The following is a 22859-nucleotide window of genomic DNA, read 5'->3' on the forward strand; positions in this document are numbered from 1 at the left end:
AAGCAGCGCCCACTTAAATGAGCGCTGCTAAAAAGAAAAACAGTCAATAACCTGTCAACCTATTTTAGGACGAGTCAATGGGTAGTAAGGACTACAATTTCCATTGCACAACCCAACCGGACTTAACTACTTTCGGGCGAGGGACTCCGGCCAGACCCGTAGCGGGATTCATGGCAATGAGCGTAAGCGGAATGGTCGCCTTGGTTGTCGCCGAAATGGCTTTGGTGGCTCGCAGGAATAGATTCCCGCTCATATCGATGTCATCGACAATGGCATAGATCATATCACCTGTTTTGAGCATATCTTCGCCAATCTGGACATCTTCTGTCAGAGCGAAAGACCAGCTTTGCCCTACTTTCAATAGGCCAGCTTGTATTAAACGGGCAGTAGCATCGCCCTCGAAAACAGGTGTGGTCGACGGCTTGTTTTTAAGCAATTCCGTCAATACACTGTCCATAACATGCGATTCGTTCCGGATTGGTACCGCCGATTCATATAACGACTCGATTGGAACACCTACGGGTTCGGGTTCATCGTCCTGAAGCCAGCCCATACGTCGGGCCTGCTGACGTTCCAGTTCATACGCATTTCCTGACGAGGCCAGCAACGTCCCTACTGAACCGACTCCGTATGATGGATTCGTGAACAACTCTTTCATCGCCAGAATCCGGTAGAGATAATAGCCCGTTTCTGGATTCATACTCATGGCATAATAATCGCGGTGCCCTACTTTAGAAATTTTTCGTTGTACCATGCCAACTCCACCGTTATAAGCTGCTGCTACTAATGTCCAGGAACCTAGTTTGTCATGTAGAAACTTCAGGTATTTACAGGCCGCTTCTGTCGATTTAACGAGGTCGGTACGTTCATCGTTACCTGTAGCGATCGAAAGTCCCATATCCTGGGCTGTCTCGTCCATAAACTGCCAGTAGCCAATAGCTCCAGCCGATGACACGGCATTAGCCTGCCAGGCGCTTTCGATCAGGGGTAAATACTTAAAATCGTTCGGAATATTGTGCTTATAGAGGATGGGCTCTATAACGGCAAAATACGGAGCAGAACGTGCCTTTAAGCCATTTACGTGCCGGATATAGCCTGAACTACCAGCCAGAGCAAACGCGAGTTTCGCTGATACGTCCCCTTGCTCCATTGGCACGATTTCTCCGCAAAAATGGAGCCGCTGTGGGTTCAATCGCTGTGGTTGAAGAGGTTGTGGCCTGGCCATGACCGAATGCTTTGGGCTGGCTTTTGCAAAAAATACTCTCTTTTGGGCTAAAACAGGAGAAGTGAGAATTGATACACCCAAAACCACTAGAGTAACGTATCGTGAAACAACTATCAAAATAAGTAAGCCGTGTGTTGATCCCATAGACAACGATGCGAAGTCTGGGTTTAGTTCGATGAGAAGATGATGATTGGTTCGTCGGTTGCCGTTTTCACGACTTTATCAGTATAGCTTAAACAACAACCGACAAACTAGCTTACAGCCAGTCCCAGAAATGTAATGGACGATTGCCTTCGCCTTTTTTCGATTGAAGAAAACGTGGCCGACGAAAGCGGAGAACCATCAGGCCCATCATCAGCTTCCGGATCGGGAAATGGGGTCCCTGTTTCTCTAAACTAGCATCTGGTGCATCCGGTAGGACTTTAATAGACGCTGCGCGAGCAATCAGTTGTTGGGTGTCTGATGGTGTTTTGGTTAAAGCTGTATTTGGGCGCGGTCCCCAGGTAGGAGCGGCATACTCATCGTCGACTAATTCAACGGTAGGAGCATCCTTAATCTTTTTGGGAAGAGCCAGTGGCTTGTGCCAGCTGGGAAGGGGCTTCATCAACTGAGCAATCGTTGACCCCTGTAGCAATGTACTATATTGACGCGGGTTACTGAGCAACTCTTTAAACGCGAGAATCCGAAACAAATAATGGCTGGTTTCGCGATGCAGCCGAAGCCGGTAATAATTGGAATGACCCTGTTGCTCCATTTTGTTCCGAACGTGGGTGATACCGCCGTTGTAAGCTGCAGCTACCAATGTCCAGGAACCTAACTGATTGTAGAGTTTGTGGAGATAATGGCAAACGGCTACGGTCGCTTTGGGTAAATCATAGCGTTCATCTGTTTCGCCGTTTACGGTTAAGCCCAGTTCACGAGCGGTTTCGGGCATAAGTTGCCAATAACCCGACGCGCCTTTGTAGGATACGCTACTGTTTACTAAAGCACTTTCAGCTAACGGCATGAACCGGAAGTCGCGAGGGATTTTGTGTCTGCGTAGAATCGGATCAATGACGTGAAAAAACGTAGAGGCTCTAGAACGAAGATCGTACAGGAACGTTTCCTGGGCTCCGTAGGTACGTAGCGTTTGCGCCCACCGGCGGGCTACACGTGGCTCATCGACGGGGACTTCTTCGCCACAGAAATAGATAGGAAATAAATGTTTGGTCGAGTCCGCAACTAGTAATTCGGGGGTATCCAGACCTTTTGACGCCGGAAATATTCGGCTGGTATCGACTCCAAGAAGGGGAAGTGCGACAGCCGGTTTTAGAGCGGCCATGAGCAGTGAAAAACTTACTTCTTTAATCAAGATAACAGAGGTTTGATGATACATTAAGACAGTAAAACCCGTACCGAAGTAACGGGCCTGTCCAATAAGATAATACGAATATAGCTGATAATCTGGTATATACCAAATAGTTAGTCTAAGAATTATCCTATAGAATATGTAGAGACATCAATTTATAGGCCCATCAAACCCGCTACGATTGTGAGCTTTCCGTAGTCGTAGCGACCTCCCAAATAATCGAATACGGGCTTTAAACGGCCTTCTTCAAGGCCTACAGTAGCTATGGCTTTTTCAATTTCCTGGCGTTCATTTGGGGCGATGAGCGACGCCAAATCAATGCTGTATCCCGAGCGCGAAAGTTGCACCAGATGCCCGGCAATGGAGCCCGTCGTTAGCTGACGTTCGGATGCAATTTCATCAATCGTCAAGCCATTGTTGTATAAATCATAGGTCACCAGTTGGGTCGAACCTTTAGGCTTTTCACCCGCCTGGACCCGACCCCGAACGTACCCAACGATCTCATCCAGGAACCGCTTGCCGAACAACTGGAGTTTCCGCTCGCCCACTCCGCTCACGTTACGTAAGGCGTCGGGAGTGATCGGTCGCTGGCGGGCCATGTCTTCGAGCGTCGTGTCGGTGAAAATAACGTAGGCCGGTACGTTCTGCTCATCGGCGATTTGTTTCCGAACAACACGTAGTCGCTCAAACAGATCGTCGCGCTGCGTTTCAGTTTTAGTGCGAACTTTCTCTACAACTGGCTTTGGTGCATCATCAGGACGTACAAGGTCGATTTTGCGACCGCCGTAGAGCACCTGATCAGATAGAATCCCCCGGCGTAAGGCATAGTGCTGATCGTAAGCGATTTCGATCACGCCAATATTAATGAGCTGATGGAGATAATTCCGCCAGTCCTCAAATCGTATGTCGCGACCGGCACCGTAAGTTTTTACCTGATCATACCCTCCTTGTAACACCTGCTGGCTACGAGAGCCACGCAAAATATCAATCAGTAAGTTCATCGGTACCCGCTCACCTGTGCGAACTATAGCTGATAAGGCTTTTTGTGCCAAAACGGTGCCATCGAACGTAACACGCGGATCGCGGCAAACATCACAGTTACCGCAGGGCTCTGACAACTCTTCCGAAAAATAGGAGAGCAGAATCTGACGGCGGCAGGTGTGCGCATCGGCGTACTGCTGCATCCGTTCGAGCTTGGCTAATTGCAATCCCAGATTGGCCGGGCTATTTTCGGCTAGCATCTCTTTGTACGTCGCTACGTCGGCAAAACTATAGAACAGAACCGTTTGAGCAGCCGCACCATCTCGGCCTGCGCGCCCGATTTCCTGATAGAAGCTCTCAATGTTTTTGGGCATGTTGTAATGAATTACCCACCTTACGTTCGATTTGTCGATGCCCATGCCGAACGCAATCGTTGCGCACATAATCCGGACATCGTCGCGCAGAAAGGCTTCCTGCGTCTTAGAACGATCCTCCGAGTCCATCTTAGCATGATAGAAAGCCGCCTTAAACCCTTTCTCCTGCAACTTGGCTGCCAATGATTCAGTCGATTTACGGCTCAGGCAGTAAATGATACCCGACGTATCAGGTTTCTGTTGCAGTAGCCGCATAATTTGCTGAATCCGATTCTGGCCGGGCAGCACCTGTAAACTCAGGTTCGTACGATTAAACGATGCCACAAAAACAGCCGGGTCAACCATGCCGAGCCGCGTAGCAATATCGTGACGAGTAAGTTTATCAGCGGTAGCGGTAAGGGCAATGGTTGGTATCGTCAGAAACTGTTCCTTCAATACGTGCAACTGGGTATATTCCGGTCGGAAATCGTGACCCCAGGAGGAAATGCAGTGCGCTTCGTCAATAGCAAAAAGCGATACGTTGATGCGTTTTAGAAAATTGAGGAACGACTCAGTCAGTAACTTTTCGGGAGAGACATATAGCAATTTGAGCTTACCGCTAAGGCAATCATCTTCAATATCGCGCTGTTCCCGACTTGTCTGCGTACTGTTGTAAAAGGCTGCCTGAATCCCGTTCATGTGCAGCGCACCAACCTGATCTTTCATCAGGGCAATTAGGGGCGAAACCACCACCGTAAGACCGGGCAGCATCAAAGCCGGAATCTGAAAACAAACCGATTTGCCGCCCCCCGTGGGCATAAGTACGACCGTATCACGCCCGCCCAGAATCGACTGAATAATCTCTTCCTGCATTGGTCGGAAGCGATCATAGCCATAGTAACGTTTGAGATAATCGGTGGGTTGCTGGGTACGGGTCTGTTGCGAAACGGTCATTGATTTTTGGCTGGCGGGTAATAAATCGAGTAAGCTAAGCAGTACTTGAGACGTAAAAAAGGCTGATAAGTTGCTAGCGGAAAATCAGTTGATCCTCTATCAAATTTAAGGAAAATTTAAGTGGTTTTCGTTACCGAATTCGTGATTTTATCCTCATCTTTCCGTCTCAAGAACAAAAATTTGATTGTTTTTATCACAAACCTAAATCGAGATCCATGAAAAAGACCCTTTCTGCATTGTGTCTGATATTCAGCCTGCTGGTTGCTTTTAACGGTGTGGCGCAAGATGATAATGCATCAGCAAAGAAGGCGAAAAAAGAAATGAAGGAAGCGGATAAGTCCGCCAAAAACGCGGCTAAAGCAGAGAAAAAAGCTGCGAAAGATGCCGTTAAAGATGCGAAGGCCGATGCAAAAACAACAGCCGATGCGGCTGTTGACCCGGCTAAACAAGCTGCCATGAACGATCGAATGGCAAAGGCCAGAGCCGCAAAAGCGGCTAAAAAAGCAGCGAATGACGGTACAACGACTACGGCTGCACCGGCTGATAATTCGGGCCTGAAAGATGACAAAATGAGCAAATCGGCGAAGGCAAGCGATAAAGTAGCCAGAGCGTCGAAGACCACCGTGAAAGAGGAAAAAGCGACTCCTGCCGATTATAAAGCACCGGTCGATGCTTCCATGAAAGGCCCCGGTGGTGAGAAAGTGATGACGGGCCCACGGGGCGGAAAATACTACATTAACAAGAACGGCAATAAGACGTATCTGAGCAGCATAAGAGACTAAAGCAATGTAGCCTGGCCGGGCTGGCGTACCAGCGGCCAGGCTACATTGCTTTAGTTAGGCAACCTTGATCTGAACACGCAATAGAAACTCGTCCATCGGAATTTCTGTGACTGACGGTCCGGCGTCCCGGCCGTTCAAATCACTGACTAAATCGAGCGAAACGGCCTGAACTTCCTGGCGGATGTAATCCTGATTCGTCTCAACAGCTTCTGCCAGCAATTCGTCGTTCCGTTCCAATGTAATGGCAATTTTATCGGTTACGGCGAAATCACGGTCTTTTCGTAGATTCTGAATCCGGTTCACAAAATCGCGGGCGATTCCTTCACGCCGAAGTTCATCCGTTACGTTTACGTCGAGCGCCACCGTAAGTCCTCCTTCGCTGGCAACCAGCCAGCCCGGTATATCTTCCGTCAGAATCTCAACATCCGCCAGTTGAATGTCGTAAGGAGCCAGGCGCACAATGCCGGTTTGCTCGAGTGTTTTCAGGTCTACCTCCGACATCGTTGTAATGGCGGCTGCTACGTCTTTCATCTGCTTTCCAAATTTCGGACCGAGGGCTTTGAAATTAGGCTTGACTTTTTTCTTGAGAATACCACTGGCATCGTCCACAAACTCGACGGCTTTTACGTTTACCTCCGACATAATAATCGGCGTAACGTGTTCGATTTGTCGACGCGTATCGGCGTTCAGGACCGGAACCAGCACCCGACTGAGCGGTTGCCGGACTTTCAGTTTATGGCCTTTTCGCAGCGAATGCACCAGCGACGATACGTTCTGGGCAGCCTCCATCGACTGCTCCAATTCAGAGTCGATCAGGGTTTGATCAGCTGTTGGGAAGTCGGTCAGATGTACGGACGTAGTACGCTCGTTTAAATTACGATACAACCAGTCGGCATAGAACGGCGCAATCGGCGACATCAGTTGGGCCACTGTTGATAAACACTCATGTAGGGTTTCATAAGCCGCACGTTTATCAGTTGTCATTTCGCCCGTCGGCGCGACCCCGGTCCAGAAGCGCCGACGCGATAGCCGAACGTACCAGTTCGACAATTGGTCATTAACAAAATCCTGAACGGCGCGACCCGCTTTGGTTGGGTTATAGCTATCAAACTGCTCTTCTACTTCCAGAATCAACGATTGTAATTTCGACAGAATCCAGCGGTCGAGTTCGGGTCGATCGGCTACAGGCACGCTGCGTCCGTCAAACGAAAACTGATCGAGGTTGGCATAGAGCGCGAAGAAGTTATAGGTGTTAGATAACGTACCAAATAATTTCCGTTGTACTTCCCCGATTCCCTCCGCATTGAACTTGAGGTTATCCCACGGCTCCGCGTTCGTGATCATGTACCAGCGCGTAGCATCAGGACCGAATTGTGCTAACGTAGCAAATGGATCGACGGCGTTACCCAGCCGTTTCGACATTTTGTTGCCGTTTTTATCAAGCACTAATCCCGTCGATACAACATTTTTGAACGCTACTGAGTCGAACAACATTCCGGCGATGGCGTGGAGCGTAAAGAACCAGCCACGCGTCTGGTCAACGCCTTCCGAAATAAAATCCGCCGGGAATGCTTTTTTGAAAACGTCCTGATTCTCAAATGGATAATGCCATTGGGCATACGGCATCGCGCCTGAATCGAACCATACGTCGATCAGGTCCGACTCGCGTTGCATGACTTTGCCCGAATCCGAAACGAAATAAACCTCATCGACATAAGGCCGATGCAGATCATAATCGCCCGAGGACAGCTTTGTCAGAAAAGCATCATTCTTCGATCGTTGCTCATCAGTCAATACGTCTGACTGTTGCGCTTTCTCGACCAGCGTTTTCAACTCTTCTACCGATCCAACGCATACTTCTTCGCCGATTTCAGACCGCCAGATTGGCAAAGGCGTACCCCAGAAACGGCTGCGGCTAAGGTTCCAGTCAACGAGGTTCTCGAGCCAGTTGCCGAAGCGACCTGTGCCCGTACTTTCGGGTTGCCAGTTGATGGTTTTATTCAACTCAACCAGCCGGTCTTTCTTTGCTGTAGTGCGGATGAACCAGCTATCGAGCGGGTAGTACAGAATAGGTTTATCCGTCCGCCAGCAGTGCGGATAAGGGTGTTCGTATTTCTCAACCCGAAAGGCTTTATTTTCCTCCTTCAGCTTGATCGCAATCAGTACGTCGGTCGGCTTGAAATCCGGGTCTTTCCGTTCTTCGTCCGAATAATATTCTTCTTTAACGTAGCGTCCGGCGTAATCGGTGATTTCCGAAACGAACTGACCGTGTTTATCTACAATCGGTACGTCTTTGCCCGTCTCATCCTTCACCATGATCGGCGGAATACCAGCAGCTTGTGCCACGCGAAAGTCATCCGCGCCGAAGGTAGGTGACGTATGCACGATACCTGTACCATCTTCAGTCGTAACGAAATCGCCCAGGATAACTCTGAAAGCAGGCGTTTCGGGTGTAACGTAGGGCATCAACTGCTCATACTCAATACCTTCGAGGTGTTCGCCTTTAAACTCAGAGACCAGTGCCCAGGGAATTACTTTATCGGTAGGCAAATAGGCGTCAAAGGCAGGGCTGTTTACGCTATCGACCTTTCCCTTCTCACTGAACCAACGACTCACCAGGTTTTTGGCCAGCACTACGTGCGCCGGCAGGTACGTGTAAGGGTTGATCGTTTTTACCATGACGTAGTCGATGTTTGCACCGACGGTCAGGGCTGAATTAGCGGGCAGGGTCCAGGGCGTTGTCGTCCAGGCCAGAATATATACGTCGGCATCGGCCGAGTCAAAAAAGAGAAAGCCGGATTTACCACTGGGCTTTACCTTAAACTGGGCCACGATGGTCGTGTCGCGCACGTCTTTATACGTACCCGGCATGTTCAGCTCGTGCGAACTCAGGCCAGTCCCCGCTTTGGGTGAATATGGCTGAATCGTATAGCCTTTATACAATAAATTCTGATCATACAACTGCTTGAGCAGATACCAGACCGATTCGATGTACTCGTTTTTATACGTAACGTATGGGTTATCGAGGTCAACCCAATAGCCCATTTTCTGGGTCAGGTCGTTCCACTGATCCGTAAACCGCATGACCGTTTCGCGGCATTTCTGATTATACTCCTCAACGCTAATGGTCTTGCCAATGTCATCTTTCGTGATACCGAGTTCTTTCTCGACTTGTAGCTCAATCGGCAATCCATGCGTATCCCAGCCACCCTTCCGGTCGACCTGAAAACCTTGCAGGGTTTTATATCGGCAAAAAATATCCTTGATCGTGCGGGCCATTACGTGGTGAATACCCGGCGTACCGTTCGCGGATGGCGGGCCTTCATAGAACGTAAATGTTGGCTGTCCATCACGGCTAGCGACAGATTGCTCAAATACCTGATTCTGATTCCAGTAGGTCAAGACCTCGGCCGCGATCTGCGCGTAATCGAGGGATTCATATTGTTGATACGTCACGTCTAACAGGATCGGACGCCCGAATCGACCCGGCTACTATGCAGGATCGCCCGTGCGATTAAAAAATAATTGGCAAAGATAGGGAAATTTAGGGCATAGGGCAGGCTACACACATGTTCCATTTCTGGCTCTCTTTGTGTAGAACTGAACAAAATTCACGACTTATTACGTTCAAAGGCCATAACCATAACGAGTCAGGGATATGGAAAATAATTTGCGTAGTCCTCTCGTTGAGCCTCAGCTCGATCTGCTGAAGATGGTTTACCACTAAGCAGACAATGCCGATTGGCTGGCAATCAAGCGTATGATTGCTCCTTGTTTTACCCAAAAAGCTAGTAAAGACGCTGATCGAGTATAGGGCGAAGAAGGCTGGAATGATCAAAAAGCAGAGGGCTTTTACATATTCATTCACGGACACCGTACAAGCCTTCCATGTACTGATTTCTGCTTTGATAATAGGCAGTTTTGGCATACATGACCTTACCCCTCTGCCCAATGCGCTCAAATCGTCAGGATAACAAACTCCACCCGTCGGTTTACTTTCCGTTCTTCGTCGGTTCCTTTGGTCAGAATGGGACGGGTGTCGCCGTAACCAACCGCCTGAACGCGTTCTAAATCGATACCTTTCTGTGCCAGATAGCGTTGACAGGCAATGACCCGATCGCGGGAAAGCTGAAGGTTTTTGTCATGATCGCCAATGATGTCGGTATGACCTTCGAGCCGGATGGTCATATTCGGGTTGTCCTGCATCATCGCAACTAGTTTATCTAATTCAGCAAACGAAGCCGACAGCAGATCTGACTTCGACATCTCGAAGTAAATGTTCTTCAGCGTGATTTTGTCGCCCACGGCTAAAGGTGTTAGGGTAATGTCGCGCGTAAGTTTTTGGCCGCCCGCTAGTTTGCTTAAATCCAGCACACCACTGGCCGATTGATAACCCCGCGCTGAGGCTATATAAGTGTACACTTGTCCTTTGTTTAAGCTCATTCGATAAGCACCCGTCGAAGCAAAACTCTGTACAGAATCAATCGCCTGCTTGCTGGACGAAAGCTGATAGTCGATCGTAGCCGTAACGGGACGCTTGTTTTTTGCATCACTCACTATCCCCGATACCGTTACCAACGTAACGATGGGTGCAGGGGCTGGCTTGGTCTTCGGAACGTCCGTTCGGGGAGCTTCCATTTCACCACCCGACTCGCCTGAGGTCTGCGGTAACGTCGTTGGTTTTTTAGTCGGTGCTGGTTTCGGTGGAACAGGCGTTGGCGTAACGGGTGGATTGTAAACGACCGGGTCAGCAGGGTTATTGACGTGCAGGTTATAAATATTCCAGCAAACGATTTGGTCATAATCATTGCACTCAAACAAGTCGAAATTTTCTAAGCCTTTATCTAGTCGCTCAAAATAGAGCGTAAATGTAACCTGGTCACCAGGGAGTGTACTACGTTTTTGCGGCTTTATAGGAATACCTTCAGCTTTAATAAAATTAAATTTTCGTGCACCATTAGCGGCTACTAATTGACCCGCTGGATCGAACTCAATAGTATTCGTTGATATCAGCTGCCCGTTTTGATTATACCTCGGCTGCGACTTATCCGTAAATGTCAGATTCAGAATCGTATAGTCCTTCGTTAAATGGATACTATTGACCGTTACGCCCGGATCGGCAGCGCGCCCATTACCCGGTTGATTACCCGTGCCAGGATACGAATTTGGATACGTATCGTCGGGTGATTGCTGGCCACCGGATGGGTATTGTTGTCCTCCACCTGATGGATAACCCGACGGATAAGACCCCATCATACAGGCCGAGTTTAACCCGGTCAGAAGAAGAAAAAGAAAATAGTGTTGACGCATCGAAGAAAATAAGAAGATAAGTGTATGCCAACGGCATGCTGGATCGTTTGACCCAATCCACGCCATTTCGTTTAATCTGATACTGTAGTAAGACGGGGAGATAGGCTTAGGGGTTACAGCTGCGAATGACATTCCTGGCGGAGAATTATACCAAACACTTTGATTAGTAAAAATCCGTTCGTTGACAGAAATTCGGTAGGATTATGAATTGCGTATTAACTGCCTGGTTGATAAGAAGATAACGGGTAGACTAGGATATGCCCGCCGAGCTATCTATTTTTACAGTAATCTTCTTTTAATCAATGAAATACAGTTTCCATTTAGTTACGTTATTCGTCTTTTTTCTGACTTTGATTCAGGCAGTTGCTCAATCGCCTATCGTCGTGCGTGGCCCTTATTTACAAGTTGTTACGCCAACATCGGTTGTGGTTCGCTGGCGTACGGATCAGCCGACGACGGGCCGGGTCTGGTTTGGTGCTTCGGAGAATCAGTTGACAAGAGACATGCGTGAGTCAGAAGCGAAACTTGAACATAGCCTGACCCTTACCGGCTTGCAACCAGCAACAAAATATGCCTATGCCATTGGCTACGATGATACAAAACTAGCTAGTGGTTCGGATTATTACGTTAAAACGGCGGTACCCGCGGGCGACACACGCCCGTTGCGGTTTTGGGTTCTGGGTGATTTTGGTTCGAATAACGATAATCAGAAAAACGTTTATCAGGCCTATCGGAATGCTACAGCGACGCGCCCGGCTGATCTGTGGGTATGGCTGGGGGATAATGCTTACTCATTTGGATTAGAACAGGAATATCAGGACTACGTATTCAGCGTGTACCCGCCTACGTTACGGAATACGCCGATCTTTATGACGCCTGGTAATCATGACTACGCCGATAGCCGCACGAATTTCAACATTCCGTATTATCAACTCTTTTCCTTTCCCGAAAAAGGCGAAGCGGGTGGAATTCCATCCAATACGAAGAGCTACTATTCCGCCGATTATGGGAATGTCCATTTGATTTCGCTGGACTCTCAGGCTAATCAGCCGGAAGACGGATTTCGGATTTATGATACAACGTCGACGCAGATTCAGTGGCTGAAACGTGATTTGGTGGCCAATAAATTGCCCTGGAAAGTCGTCATTTTTCACCATCCGCCTTATAGTAAAGGCGGACATGATTCCGATACGGAAGAGCAAATGAAGCTGATCCGTGAAAACCTGACGCCTATTCTGGAGCGTTACGGCGTGGATTTAGTGCTCAATGGGCATAGCCACGGCTACGAACGGACGTATCGTATGAAAGGGATGACCGGGCTAGCCAAAACATTCGATAAATCCAGACACGTAGTGGAAAGTACATCAGGGCGGTATGATGGATCGCCTAATTCCTGCCCAATTCTGACGAAAGGGGAGGGGACTGTTTATGTGATCAACGGTTCAGGGGGGCAAATAGGGGGACAGTCCGTGGATTTTCCGCATCCGGGTACGGTCTATAACAACGTAACGTTGGGTGGATCAATGATTCTGGACGTAAACGATAATCGGTTGGATGCCCAGTTTCTGATGGCGGATGGCTCCATTCAGGACAAGTTTACAATCGTGAAAAACGCCAATAAAATCACGGTCCAGAAAGCGGAATATGGTGACGAACTTCAGTTAACGGCTTCCTGGCCAGGCACATCTGCATCGGGAGACTATCGCTGGTCTGGTGGGCAAACCAGCCGCAGCATTCGTTACGTGGTCGACAAAGCCGGAACATTTCCGATTGTCGTTAAAGATGACAGGAACTGCTTGGTCGATGAGTTTCGGCTAACTGTCCCGCAGCCCCGAATCTCCGCCAAAACATCGACTTCGGCCTGTGGCGGCAATACGCTCAACGTTACGGCGACGCTTGAAAACCTGACCAAGGCGACTGACTGGCAATATGATGTTCTCATATCGAATGCGGCTGGTGATTTTGCCAGCGAACAGCTTGTGGGTTCCGGAAAGCTTACCGAACTAAAAGCAGTGATGCCAGCGAATCTGCCTGCCGGATCGAGTTATCGGTTGCGCGTGCGGCCACGCGATAGACCTAACATTGACCTTATCGCGAGCGAACCCATTGTACTCAAAGCGTTGCCAACGGCCACTTTGTCTGGATCAACGACAATAGCACAGGGAGAGTCGGCTTCGCTGACGCTCACGTTTACGGGAGACGGGCCCTGGAAAGGCACGTTGTCTGATGGAACACCGTTTGCGGGAGCAACCACCCCATTGACTGTAGCCGTCAAGCCAACTCAATCTGTGTCTTATTCGATCACAAATCTTGAGAATGGTTGCGGGAAAGGAACCGCTTCCGGGCAGGCATCCGTAACGGTGCAACAGGCACTGAAAGTAACAGCGCAAACATCGACATCTGCTTGCGTAGGAACCAGTATTCCCGTTACGATCACCTTCGACAATACAACCCCATCAGCCGACGTAGTGTATGATGTTTTGTTGTCGGATGCGTCAGGTAATTTCACGAAAGAACAAATCGTTGGTTCAGGAAAAAGTAATGAACTGAAAGCGACGATTCCAATGGACCTACCGTCCAGTACAGGATATCGGTTGCAAGTACGTCCACGGGGTATTCAGTTCGTACAACTTATTGCCAGTGGAGGTATTGCCGTTAAGCCGTTACCGACCGCTACGTTGGTAGGTTCGACAACAATTACGCAGGGAGAATCCATGTCGTTAGCGATTGCTTTTACGGGCGATAGTCCCTGGAAAGGTAGTTTGTCTGACGGGACCGTTTTTTCGGCAACGGGCAACCCAACGGTGTTAAGCCTCAAACCAACCAAATCGATGGTCTATTCCGTAAGCAGCATTGAAAATGGCTGTGGAAAAGGAACCACTTCTGGACAAGCATCGGTGACGGTACTGATTCCGACGGGGGAGGAAGATTTTGCGGGCGGACAACTCCGCATTTACCCTAACCCGGCACACGACGTTGTGCACGTGGAGTTGACAATTAATCAAAAGAAAGAAGTTAGTCTTATGCTCTTTGATTTACAGGGACGTTCAGTTTTTCAGAAACAGGCTGGTCAGGTAGTAACCCTGTCCGAATCGATTCCTATGCCGCCTATTCACGGAACCTATCTCCTGAAAGTAAAAGTGGGTGAATACACTCTGACGCGAAAAGTAGTGCGGCAATAAGGGTATCCTGGCCGGACTACTAGATTTCACAGCACCTGTCCCAATCCAAATAAGACGACAAATAGCAACGTAGTAAGCGCCAATTGACCGAGTCGGGCATTGAGTTCGGCTGGTTGTTTGTGCGTAGCCACCGCTCGGCCATTCAGGAAAAATAATGGGAAGGCGAGTACGTAAAGATAGCTAAACCAGGACGCGCCGGTGAGGAAAGAATAGGCAACGGCGCAGAACATACCGGTAAGCAACAAGCCCCAGTGATAGCGAATGGCTAGTAGCAATCCCAATCGCGCAGGAATCGACTTCTTCCCCGTCATCGTATCGGTTTCGATGTCGCGGATGTTGTTAACGTTCAGAACGCCCGTTGCAAATAAGCCGACGCTTGTAGCTGGTAGTAACAGTACGGGGTCGAACGATAGCGTGTGAAGGAAATAGGTGCCCAGAACACCAACCCAACCGAAGAAAATCAGCACGGCAATATCACCAAAACCTGCGTATCCGTAGGGACGTTTGCCGTTTGTATAGCCAATGGCCGCGGCAATACTGAGTAGACCGACGACCAGAAAAAACCAAAAGAGTTTGGGCCGGAAGGCCGTACCCCCAGAATTGTAGAAAGCGACGGTCAGTAAAGATAGGCCACTGATGAACGACAGAATCGACGTAATGATAATAGCCCGCAACATGGCCTCTTTCGTGATGTCGCCGGTTGCTACGGCTCGTCGGGGGCCTACGCGGAGTTCCGTATCCTTTCCCGAAATGGCATCACCATAATCGTTGGCGAAGTTGGACAGAATCTGAAGAAAAACGGTCGTTAGCACGGCCAGCCACGTAACAGACCAGCTAAACTGATGATCGGCATAAGCCAGAAAGCTGCCGAGAATAATACTGGCTAAGGACAGCGGTAATGTACGCGGCCGGGCAGCCGCAATCCAACTTTTCATGTTGAATGATAGAATGAGTGAATGACAGAATGAGTGAATACTATTTACTAGAAGTATTATTCACTCATTCTGTCATTCACTCATTCATAATTAAATGCCTACTGCTTTCTTAAATTCTTCGTCTTCGGGCTTTACTTTCGAAGCAAAGAAATGGGTCAACTCGCCTTTCTCGTTGACAACGTATTTGCAGAAATTCCAGGTAGGAACTTTATCGTTCCAGCCATTCATGTCTTTGGTTGTCAGCCATTTGTAAAGTGGTGACTGGTCTTCGCCAAGCACCGATACTTTCTCGAACATCGGGAACGTAACGCCGTAATTTTTCTTACAAAACTCCGCGATTTCTTCGCTGCTACCGGGTTCCTGGCTTTTGAAATTGTTGGCCGGGAAACCTAATACGACAATTTTATCGCCATGTTCTTTGTAGAATTTCTCCCAGTCGGCGTATTGTGGCGTAAAACCACATTTCGACGCTACGTTCAGAATAACGACTTTCTTTCCTTTAAAGCCGCTCAGCGATACGGGTTTGCCATCGAGCGATTTTACCGTGAAATCGTAAAGACTTTTTGTTGGAGCGGGCGTATTTGCCGGGGCAACGGCAACTTCGCGTTTGTCGGCGAAGATGCCCTTAACAAGCGTTGATAAAGACATAAAACTACTTAGGGTAAAAACGAACGCGAGTGCGATCAGGCTAAAAACAAGATTCTTTTTCATCGTTAGTTCAACAATTTGTAAAGGATTGGGAAATGATACGAATGTACTGAATTTGAACGCGTTAATCTACATTTTTTCTGGGACATCTATTCCCAATAAACCCATTGCCTGCTTAATAGTTTCACCAACCGTTCTCGACAAAACAACACGTGTCTGCAACTTCACGGAATCGGTTTCTTTCAGAATCGAAAGTTTGTCGTAAAACTGGTTAAATGCCTTTGCTAATTCATATACGTACTGAGCAATGTAGGAAGGGGCAAGATCCTTCCCTGCCTCCATCACGCGTGACGGATATTGGCTCAGCAAAAAGATCAATTGTTGCTCAATCTCACCCAATTGCGTTGCACTGACTGATCCTTCTATCGACACCCCCATATCGACCGCTTTTCGCAAAATTGACCGAATTCGAGCGTGGACGTACTGTATATATGGCCCCGTGTTACCATGCAAATCAACCGATTCAGCCGGATTAAATTGCATTCGTTTCTGCGGATCAACTTTCAGCAGATAGTATTTCAAAGCCCCCAAGCCCAACATCTGGAAAAGCGCTGTTTTCTCGCTTTCGCTGAATTCGTCCATTTTTCCTTTCGCGGCTTCATCGGCGGCTGTGGAGGCTGCTTCGGTTGTTTCCTGAATCAAATCATCGGCGTCGACAACAGTGCCCTCGCGGGATTTCATTTTACCCGTCGGCAAATCGACCATGCCGTACGAGAGATGGTAGAGCTCGTTGGCATACGGCCGACCTAACTGGCGCAGGATCGCAAACAGAACATTGAAATGGTAATCCTGCTCATTCCCGACAACCCAGATCGACCGGTCGTTGTGAAAATCCTGGAATTTCAGGTCCGTCGTGCCCAGATCCTGCGTCATGTACACCGACGTACCATCGGAACGTAGCACCAGTTTCTGATCCAACCCTTCTTCGGTCAGGTTGATCCATACTGAACCATCGGCCTTGCGGTAGAAAACCCCTTTTTCCAAGCCTTCCTCAACAATTTCCTTACCGAGCAGATACGTATTCGATTCGTAATAGGTTTTGTCGAAACTAACGCCGATGCTGCGGTACGTAGCGTCGAAACCAGCATAGACCCAATCGTTCAGTTTACGCCATAACGCCACCGTTTCCGGATCGCCCTGTTCCCACAGACGTAACATCTGCTGGACTTCTTTCATGAGTGGCGCCTGCTTTTCGGCCTCTTCTTTCGGTGTGCCCTGGCTGACCATTTCTTCGATCTGGGCTTTGTACGCTTTATCGAATAGTACGTAGTATTTACCGATCAGGTGGTCGCCTTTCATGCCAGCAGATTCAGGCGTTTCGCCGTTACCAAACCTCTGGTACGCCAGCATGGACTTACAGATGTGAACGCCCCGGTCGTTGACGATGCAGGTTTTCACTACGTCATAGCCGTTCGCTTTTAAGATCCGGCTGACCGAATCGCCCAGAAAATTATTCCGTAAGTGGCCGAGGTGAAGTGGTTTGTTCGTATTGGGTGATGAAAACTCGACCATCACCGACTCGCCTTTTGTGGGCAAGGTGCCAAAGTCGGGATTGGCTGCTATGTCATTTAGGACGTCGACCCAGGCTGTATCAGTAATGCTGAGGTTAAGAAATCCTTGTACTACGTTGAAGCCGCTGACAATCGGGCTGTTTTGCGTCAGCCACGTGCCAATTGCCTGACCGATCTGCACCGGCGGCTGGCGCAGCGATTTGGTTAGCGGAAAGGTAACGAACGTATAAAGTCCTTCAAATTCTTTCTTGGTAGGTTGTAACGTAACATCGATTTCCTGCTGATAAAGCTCGGCGATAGCGCGTTGAACAGCGCTCATTAATGCTGACTGAATATCCATTTGGCTGCAAAAGTACGAAATGTAGTCTGGGAGTTATGTTGCTAGACTAGTTGCGTCTAATTAAAATAACAAAATCAGCTCCGTATGTGTGCCTCGTTGTGTAGTCTATCTGATATTACGGTTTTAAGAACGTAGTGGTTTCCGCTACGTTCTTGATTTTTTCTTTGGAGAAGAATGCCGGGAAATAGCCGTTTTCGGCCCAGAGCGAAAACAAATCACCGTAGTGCGGGCTATTGGGGTTACCTGATTGTCCGGGATTGTTGATTCCCAGTGTTTTATCCCAGTCTTCTGTGTCGACCAGAATACGGAATGATACCCCATGCGTTTGATTAAGGTCAGCACCCGTTGCGTTAACCGTCTCGCCATAGCCGCCCCGAGCCACTGGACCCAGGTTGATTTTTTGCTGCATCGCCTTATCGACCAGATTACTCAGTGGATGCGTGATGGTGATGTGTTTGTTCTTTCGCTGCCCATACGACCACTCATCCGTATCGTTGCCAAGCCGATCGGTTAGTTCACTGACGGCCTGGTCGAGGCAAGTCAACAGCAAGCTATCGCGGGATGGGGTTGGAATGAGCAGGGCGTCGATAACCCGTTTGGACGGAAGAGATTTCAAATACGGTCTGGCTACCTGAGGAACTTTCTGTTCATAAACAGCCTGCTTCAATTGACCTTCCCAGGCTACATAAATTGCCGCAGCAACGGATTCTGGTTTCAGCTGATAATCCCACTTGCGCAAAAAGCCTAATGCCCGTTCGGTAGTGCTATTGGGCGACGACAGATTCTGAAGCAATGGTACCAGCGTTCGGGCCGGGATCGACAAATAATCGGCCTGCAACGTCATAAAATCAACCAGATTCTTCCGTTTACCATCGCTCAATACTTCCTCGATGCGGTGCGCCCGACTCGGTGAAGCCCATTCCCAGCCAATAGCATCGCGGTGTGGAAAATTGGCGGGTGTTAAATTATTATTGGCCGTTACTACGTAGCCTTCGGGCGGGTTGAGTTTATGGGGCAACTGCTGAATAGGCAAATACCCGCCCCACTCGAATCGACCATCGCCGGGAACCGGTACCAGGCCTGTGAAGTTTTTGCCCGGGCTGGATTGCCGGATGGGCGCTAACCCGACGGCCTGCCAGCCAATCGTACCCGTTCGGTCCGCCCAGATCATGTTCTCGCCTGGAATCCGGCTAAACGTACAGGCTTGTCGAAATTCCGGCCAATTTCTGGCCTGATTCATGCGTAAACTGGCTAAATACGGCGCACAGCCTGTTTCAAGCCAGCCAGCTCGAACGGCGTAGGCTTTATGATGCGTAGCGTCTTCAAACACAACCGGTCCATGTTGCGTATATTTCAACGTAGCAGTGACCGCCTGACCAGTCTTCATCGGAATGCGCTCGGTGATTGTTTTCATCGTCACCCAGCGGCCTTTATACCGATACTGATTGGGATTTTTAGGATTGGTTTCGTAAACGTACAGGTCCTCGTTATCCGTCTCGAAAATCGTCAGGCCCCAGGCACCGTAGTCATTGTGCCCAATGGAAATGCCGGGCAAGGTTGGTTCTCCGGCACCAATTACGTTCCAACCCGGCGTGGATTCGCCCAGCGTGGATTCGCTCGGGGCATTGAGGTGCACCCAGTAACGTAGCGAAGGTGTTGATTGCGCCCGGTGCGGATCATTCGCCAGCATGGGGTAACCACTCGTCGATTTACTCCCCGAAAGAACCCAATTGTTAGAACCGACGTATTGTTTCTCCGTATTGAACCAATCATCTATTGCCTCCTTGGATCGCCGGACCTCGTTTTCGTCGATTTTCGACGCCTTTCCACCGAACTTCAGGGGCAATCTAAACGCTTCGTAAAGCTCCAGAATGGGTTGAAATAGCTCATCGCCATTGACACGTAGTGTGAGATCTGGCTCCGTCGGTTTTATAGTGGGATGAAACCATTGTAATTCGCGCAATTTATCTGGGCCAATGAGCTTTACCAATCGGCCATAATTCAATTCTTCGCGGACATTTTCCAGCAAACCCTGATGGCGGCTGATAACGACTTCGGGTGTCCAAAGCCCTGGTTTTGTGTTAAGCACCTGAAATTCGAACGGCAGCTTTTCGGGCGTTTTCAGGATGTCAGTAATGTAGGCGTTGATGCCTTCAACAAACGCCCGAACAATTTGAGGACCATGCGGATGATAGTGTTTTAATTCCTGATCCATGTTCCCACGAAAGCGAAAGAGTCGGGCACCTATGTCTCGCTTTGTTTCCTGCGGACCGAGCAGTTCAGCTACCGTACCGGTTGCCTGTCTGCGCCAGATTTCTAACTGAAACAGCCGATCCTGAGCCGCGGAATAGCCCTGCGCAAAAAATAGGTCGTGTTCGTTTTTGGCGTAGATATGATTTACGCCCCAGCGGTCGCGGATAATTTCGACGGGTTGCTGCAAACCCGTAGCGGTTATTGTGTTTGCTGATTGAGATTGACAGCATACCGATAAAAGAAAGCTAAGCAGGAAAAGCAGATAACGCATACTGACAAGTTGATGAGGTAATCAGTGGATAACGACAGGGAGGGGCATAGGCTTTTAACAATCGAAACGTACTGATGTTATTTGTGTTGCGAATCCTAACGTTGATACGGCATCACCTATGAAAACGATGATCTATCGAATTGTTCTGCTTTGTTTGTTGGCCAATCTACCTCCGCGTCAGATTGTAGATCAACCGATTAAAGATGGGGTGCTGGAAACGCGAATCTCTCCGGCCAATTAGCTGCGTTCGATAATCTACACAAACGCCGGGAAATCATCCATAAAGTCAACCTTGCTTGACGCGTGATCGACACAGCAGCAATAATGCATCATGCCGTTGGAAATCACTACGTAGGGAGCTCGGTGAACGTGATTATACCGGCTGATTTGGTCAAATACGCTTTGGGTAAGCGGGATGTGGGGCGCCTTACATTCAACAACTAGGAACGGCTGACCTTGTCGATCGAAGACAACAATATCGGTACGTTTCTGCGTCTGATTTAGTACGAGGCCACCTTCCGAGCGGATAAGCGCTTTCGGATAGGCGTAGTGGGTCAGAAGCAGATTGACGATGTGCTGCCGAACCCACTCTTCAGGCGACAGACGCACGTACTTCCGACGTAGCAAATCAAAAATATAGGGTTTCCCGTCGACTTGCTTAGTTTTGCAATCATAAGGAGGGAGGTTCAGCGCAACCATACCACTAAGATAATGAGCGAAAGAATGAATGAGCGAATGATTGACTAAAAATAGATTTCACTAATCATTTGCTCAATCATCACTTCGACGGTCCGATCGTTCGCTTACTCACTGATTGATATCCATGAAAACAAAAGAAGAAATCGTTCTGAACTGGTTGCCAAGGTATACCGGTACACCAATCGAGCAATTCGGCGAATATATTTTGCTGACCAATTTTATCAACTACGTTGAGTTGTTTGCCCAGAAGTTTGACGCTGAGATCTTCGGTATTGGACGAGCGATGCAAACCGCTACGGCTAATAACATTACGATCATCAACTTTGGGATGGGGAGTGCCATGGCCGCTACGGTGATGGATTTACTATCGGCCATCGATCCCAAAGCCGTTCTATTTCTAGGAAAATGCGGTGGTCTGAAAAAAACGCAGATCGGCGACCTGATCTTACCGATTGCCGCCATCCGGGGCGAAGGGACCAGCAATGATTACATGCGCCCTGAAATTCCGGCCCTGCCCTCTTTTCGATTACAACGAGCTGTATCGTCGACCATCAAAAAATATGAACTAGATTACTGGACTGGTACCGTATACACAACCAACCGGCGGATCTGGGAGCACGACGAAGCCTTTAAAGATTATCTACGTGAGCTTCGTACAATGGCAATTGACATGGAAACGGCGACAATCTTTACGGTGGGCTTTGTCAATTCCATTCCGCACGGGGCTTTGCTGCTGGTTTCCGATAATCCGCTTGTGCCGGAAGGGGTGAAAACCGAAGAAAGCGATAAGCGTGTAACAAGTCAGTTCGTTACGCAACATCTGGATATCGGTATTGACGCGTTACTCGAACTCGAATCATCGGGAGAATCAGTGAAACATTTACGGTTTGAATAAACGGGTACGTAGCACTAGAATATAGCTTTACATCAAAATACAGTCATTTGGATGGACTTGGCGAAGTGATGATGTCATTTTGTCACTAACAACTTAGTGTAATTTGGGTAAATAAGACATTTTGTCATATTAGTTTGTTGATTTTGCTTTGGTATAGGGTTTGTAATAAGGAGGATGTGTTTGATAGTAAACAACCCAACCAAAATAAAATAAACACTAAAATCATGGCAACTTTAGTTCGATATAACAACATCCCTACGTTCTTCAACCCTTTCTATGGTCGTCCAGTTATTAATCGGTATCAGAACACAACGCCGAACGTACCGGCCGTAAACGTAAAAGAAACCGAAACCGCCTTCCATCTTGAATTAGCGGCTCCTGGTCTGAAAAAAGAAGATCTGAAAGTGAACGTAGCGAATAACATGCTGACAATTAGCTACAAATCAGAAGAGAAATCTGAAGAAACAACCGGGAAATTTACCCGTCAGGAGTTCGGTTTCGCTTCCTTTGAACGGAGCTTCAAATTGCCCAAAACCGTAAACGCCGACGAAATTAAGGCTGCTTATGCCGATGGTATCTTGACCATTGAACTGCCTAAAGTCGAAGTGAAAGAAGAAAAAGCAGTTAAAGAAATTGCTATTGCTTAGTTGCAAAGGGCATTGGGGTTCATCCTTGCTGTGTAGCCCACCGAAAAAAGCTCACACTAGTTAGTGTGAGCTTTTTTGTTTTTAACAGCGGCAGAAACACTACGCCCCATTCCCTACGCCTAATGCCATCATAAACGCTTCTAACTTTCTCTCATCTAGATTTCCATCCGTCCGAACGCCACTGCAAATATCCAGACCAAAAGGTTGAACTGTCTCAACAGCCTGGCGGACGTTCTGCGGATTTAGTCCTCCGGCTAGAAATACGGGTACAGATGATTGGTCTACGATTTGGCGGCTTACCTGCCAGTTATGCACACGCCCCGTACCACCGAGTTCTTTTACGGCCAGCGTGGGATTCCCCGAATCGAGTAGGAGAGCGTCGGCTCCATCCTGAACGGCCTTTAGGGCTTCGTCAATATTTCGTTCGTCAATGATGTGAATGACCTGCACCAGTTTAACCGTCGG

16 protein-coding genes are annotated in these 22859 nt (G+C 48.6%); 5 read left to right on the forward strand and 11 right to left on the reverse strand.

All coding sequences use genetic code 11. The features are described 5' to 3' along the window. Positions 1-91 precede the first annotated feature (91 nt). From IC230_RS33405 to recQ, 3 genes are all read right to left on the reverse strand, one after another. Positions 92-1225: a lytic transglycosylase domain-containing protein gene (locus tag IC230_RS33405; protein WP_223861037.1), complete on the reverse strand. Its 1134-nt coding sequence runs from the start codon at positions 1223-1225 to the stop codon at positions 92-94. Between the two features lie 256 nt (positions 1226-1481). Continuing rightward, positions 1482-2546: a lytic transglycosylase domain-containing protein gene (locus tag IC230_RS33410; protein WP_191043443.1), complete on the reverse strand. Its 1065-nt coding sequence runs from the start codon at positions 2544-2546 to the stop codon at positions 1482-1484. A 182-nt stretch (positions 2547-2728) separates the two neighbouring features. Then, complete coding sequence (recQ, locus tag IC230_RS33415) at positions 2729-4861, reverse strand: DNA helicase RecQ (RefSeq protein ID WP_191043432.1); 2133 nt, start codon at positions 4859-4861, stop codon at positions 2729-2731. 215 nt (positions 4862-5076) lie between these two features. On the opposite strand from recQ, the gene IC230_RS33420 reads away from it, so the two are divergent. Beyond that, complete coding sequence (locus IC230_RS33420; protein WP_191043433.1) at positions 5077-5643, forward strand: hypothetical protein; 567 nt, start codon at positions 5077-5079, stop codon at positions 5641-5643. A gap of 54 nt (positions 5644-5697) precedes the next feature. Here the strand turns inward: IC230_RS33420 and ileS are convergent, their stop codons facing one another. Then, positions 5698-9108, reverse strand: coding sequence for an isoleucine--tRNA ligase (gene ileS, locus IC230_RS33425; protein ID WP_191043444.1), 3411 nt, complete (start codon positions 9106-9108; stop codon positions 5698-5700). 492 nt (positions 9109-9600) lie between these two features. After that, entirely contained in the window at positions 9601-10953 is a 1353-nt protein-coding gene (locus IC230_RS33430) for an OmpA family protein (RefSeq protein WP_191043434.1), read from the reverse strand. Positions 10954-11255: 302 nt separating this feature from the next. Here IC230_RS33430 and IC230_RS33435 point away from each other — a divergent pair, with 302 nt between their 5' ends. Further along, positions 11256-14135, forward strand: a complete 2880-nt coding sequence (locus tag IC230_RS33435) for a metallophosphoesterase (protein ID WP_191043435.1) — start codon at positions 11256-11258, stop codon at positions 14133-14135. Between the two features lie 26 nt (positions 14136-14161). On the opposite strand, the gene IC230_RS33440 is transcribed toward IC230_RS33435, so the two are convergent. From IC230_RS33440 to IC230_RS33455, 4 genes are all read right to left on the reverse strand, one after another. Continuing rightward, positions 14162-15070, reverse strand: coding sequence for a 1,4-dihydroxy-2-naphthoate polyprenyltransferase (locus IC230_RS33440; RefSeq protein WP_191043436.1), 909 nt, complete (start codon positions 15068-15070; stop codon positions 14162-14164). A 90-nt stretch (positions 15071-15160) separates the two neighbouring features. Beyond that, complete coding sequence (locus IC230_RS33445) at positions 15161-15781, reverse strand: glutathione peroxidase (protein ID WP_191043437.1); 621 nt, start codon at positions 15779-15781, stop codon at positions 15161-15163. Between the two features lie 66 nt (positions 15782-15847). Next, positions 15848-17629, reverse strand: a complete 1782-nt coding sequence (gene argS, locus IC230_RS33450) for an arginine--tRNA ligase (RefSeq protein ID WP_191043438.1) — start codon at positions 17627-17629, stop codon at positions 15848-15850. A 115-nt stretch (positions 17630-17744) separates the two neighbouring features. Beyond that, positions 17745-20153 (reverse strand): penicillin acylase family protein, encoded by a 2409-nt coding sequence (locus IC230_RS33455; protein WP_191043439.1) that lies wholly within the window; start codon positions 20151-20153, stop codon positions 17745-17747. A gap of 118 nt (positions 20154-20271) precedes the next feature. On the opposite strand from IC230_RS33455, the gene IC230_RS34555 reads away from it, so the two are divergent. Next, entirely contained in the window at positions 20272-20394 is a 123-nt protein-coding gene (locus tag IC230_RS34555) for a hypothetical protein (RefSeq protein WP_262893210.1), read from the forward strand. A gap of 14 nt (positions 20395-20408) precedes the next feature. On the opposite strand, the gene IC230_RS33460 is transcribed toward IC230_RS34555, so the two are convergent. After that, positions 20409-20852 (reverse strand): type I restriction enzyme HsdR N-terminal domain-containing protein, encoded by a 444-nt coding sequence (locus IC230_RS33460; RefSeq protein ID WP_191043440.1) that lies wholly within the window; start codon positions 20850-20852, stop codon positions 20409-20411. Positions 20853-20976: 124 nt separating this feature from the next. On the opposite strand from IC230_RS33460, the gene IC230_RS33465 reads away from it, so the two are divergent. Next, positions 20977-21747 carry an AMP nucleosidase gene (locus IC230_RS33465; protein ID WP_191043441.1) on the forward strand — a complete coding sequence of 257 codons (771 nt, stop codon included), beginning with the start codon at positions 20977-20979 and terminating at the stop codon, positions 21745-21747. A gap of 224 nt (positions 21748-21971) precedes the next feature. Next, positions 21972-22394 carry an Hsp20/alpha crystallin family protein gene (locus tag IC230_RS33470; protein WP_191043442.1) on the forward strand — a complete coding sequence of 141 codons (423 nt, stop codon included), beginning with the start codon at positions 21972-21974 and terminating at the stop codon, positions 22392-22394. Between the two features lie 99 nt (positions 22395-22493). Here the strand turns inward: IC230_RS33470 and IC230_RS33475 are convergent. After that, positions 22494-22859: phosphoribosylanthranilate isomerase (locus IC230_RS33475; RefSeq protein WP_449451378.1), on the reverse strand; the 366-nt coding region annotated here is incomplete at its 5' end.

It is taken from the genome of Spirosoma validum (assembly GCF_014699035.1).
In the GTDB taxonomy this organism is placed as follows: Bacteria; Bacteroidota; Bacteroidia; order Cytophagales; family Spirosomataceae; genus Spirosoma; species Spirosoma validum.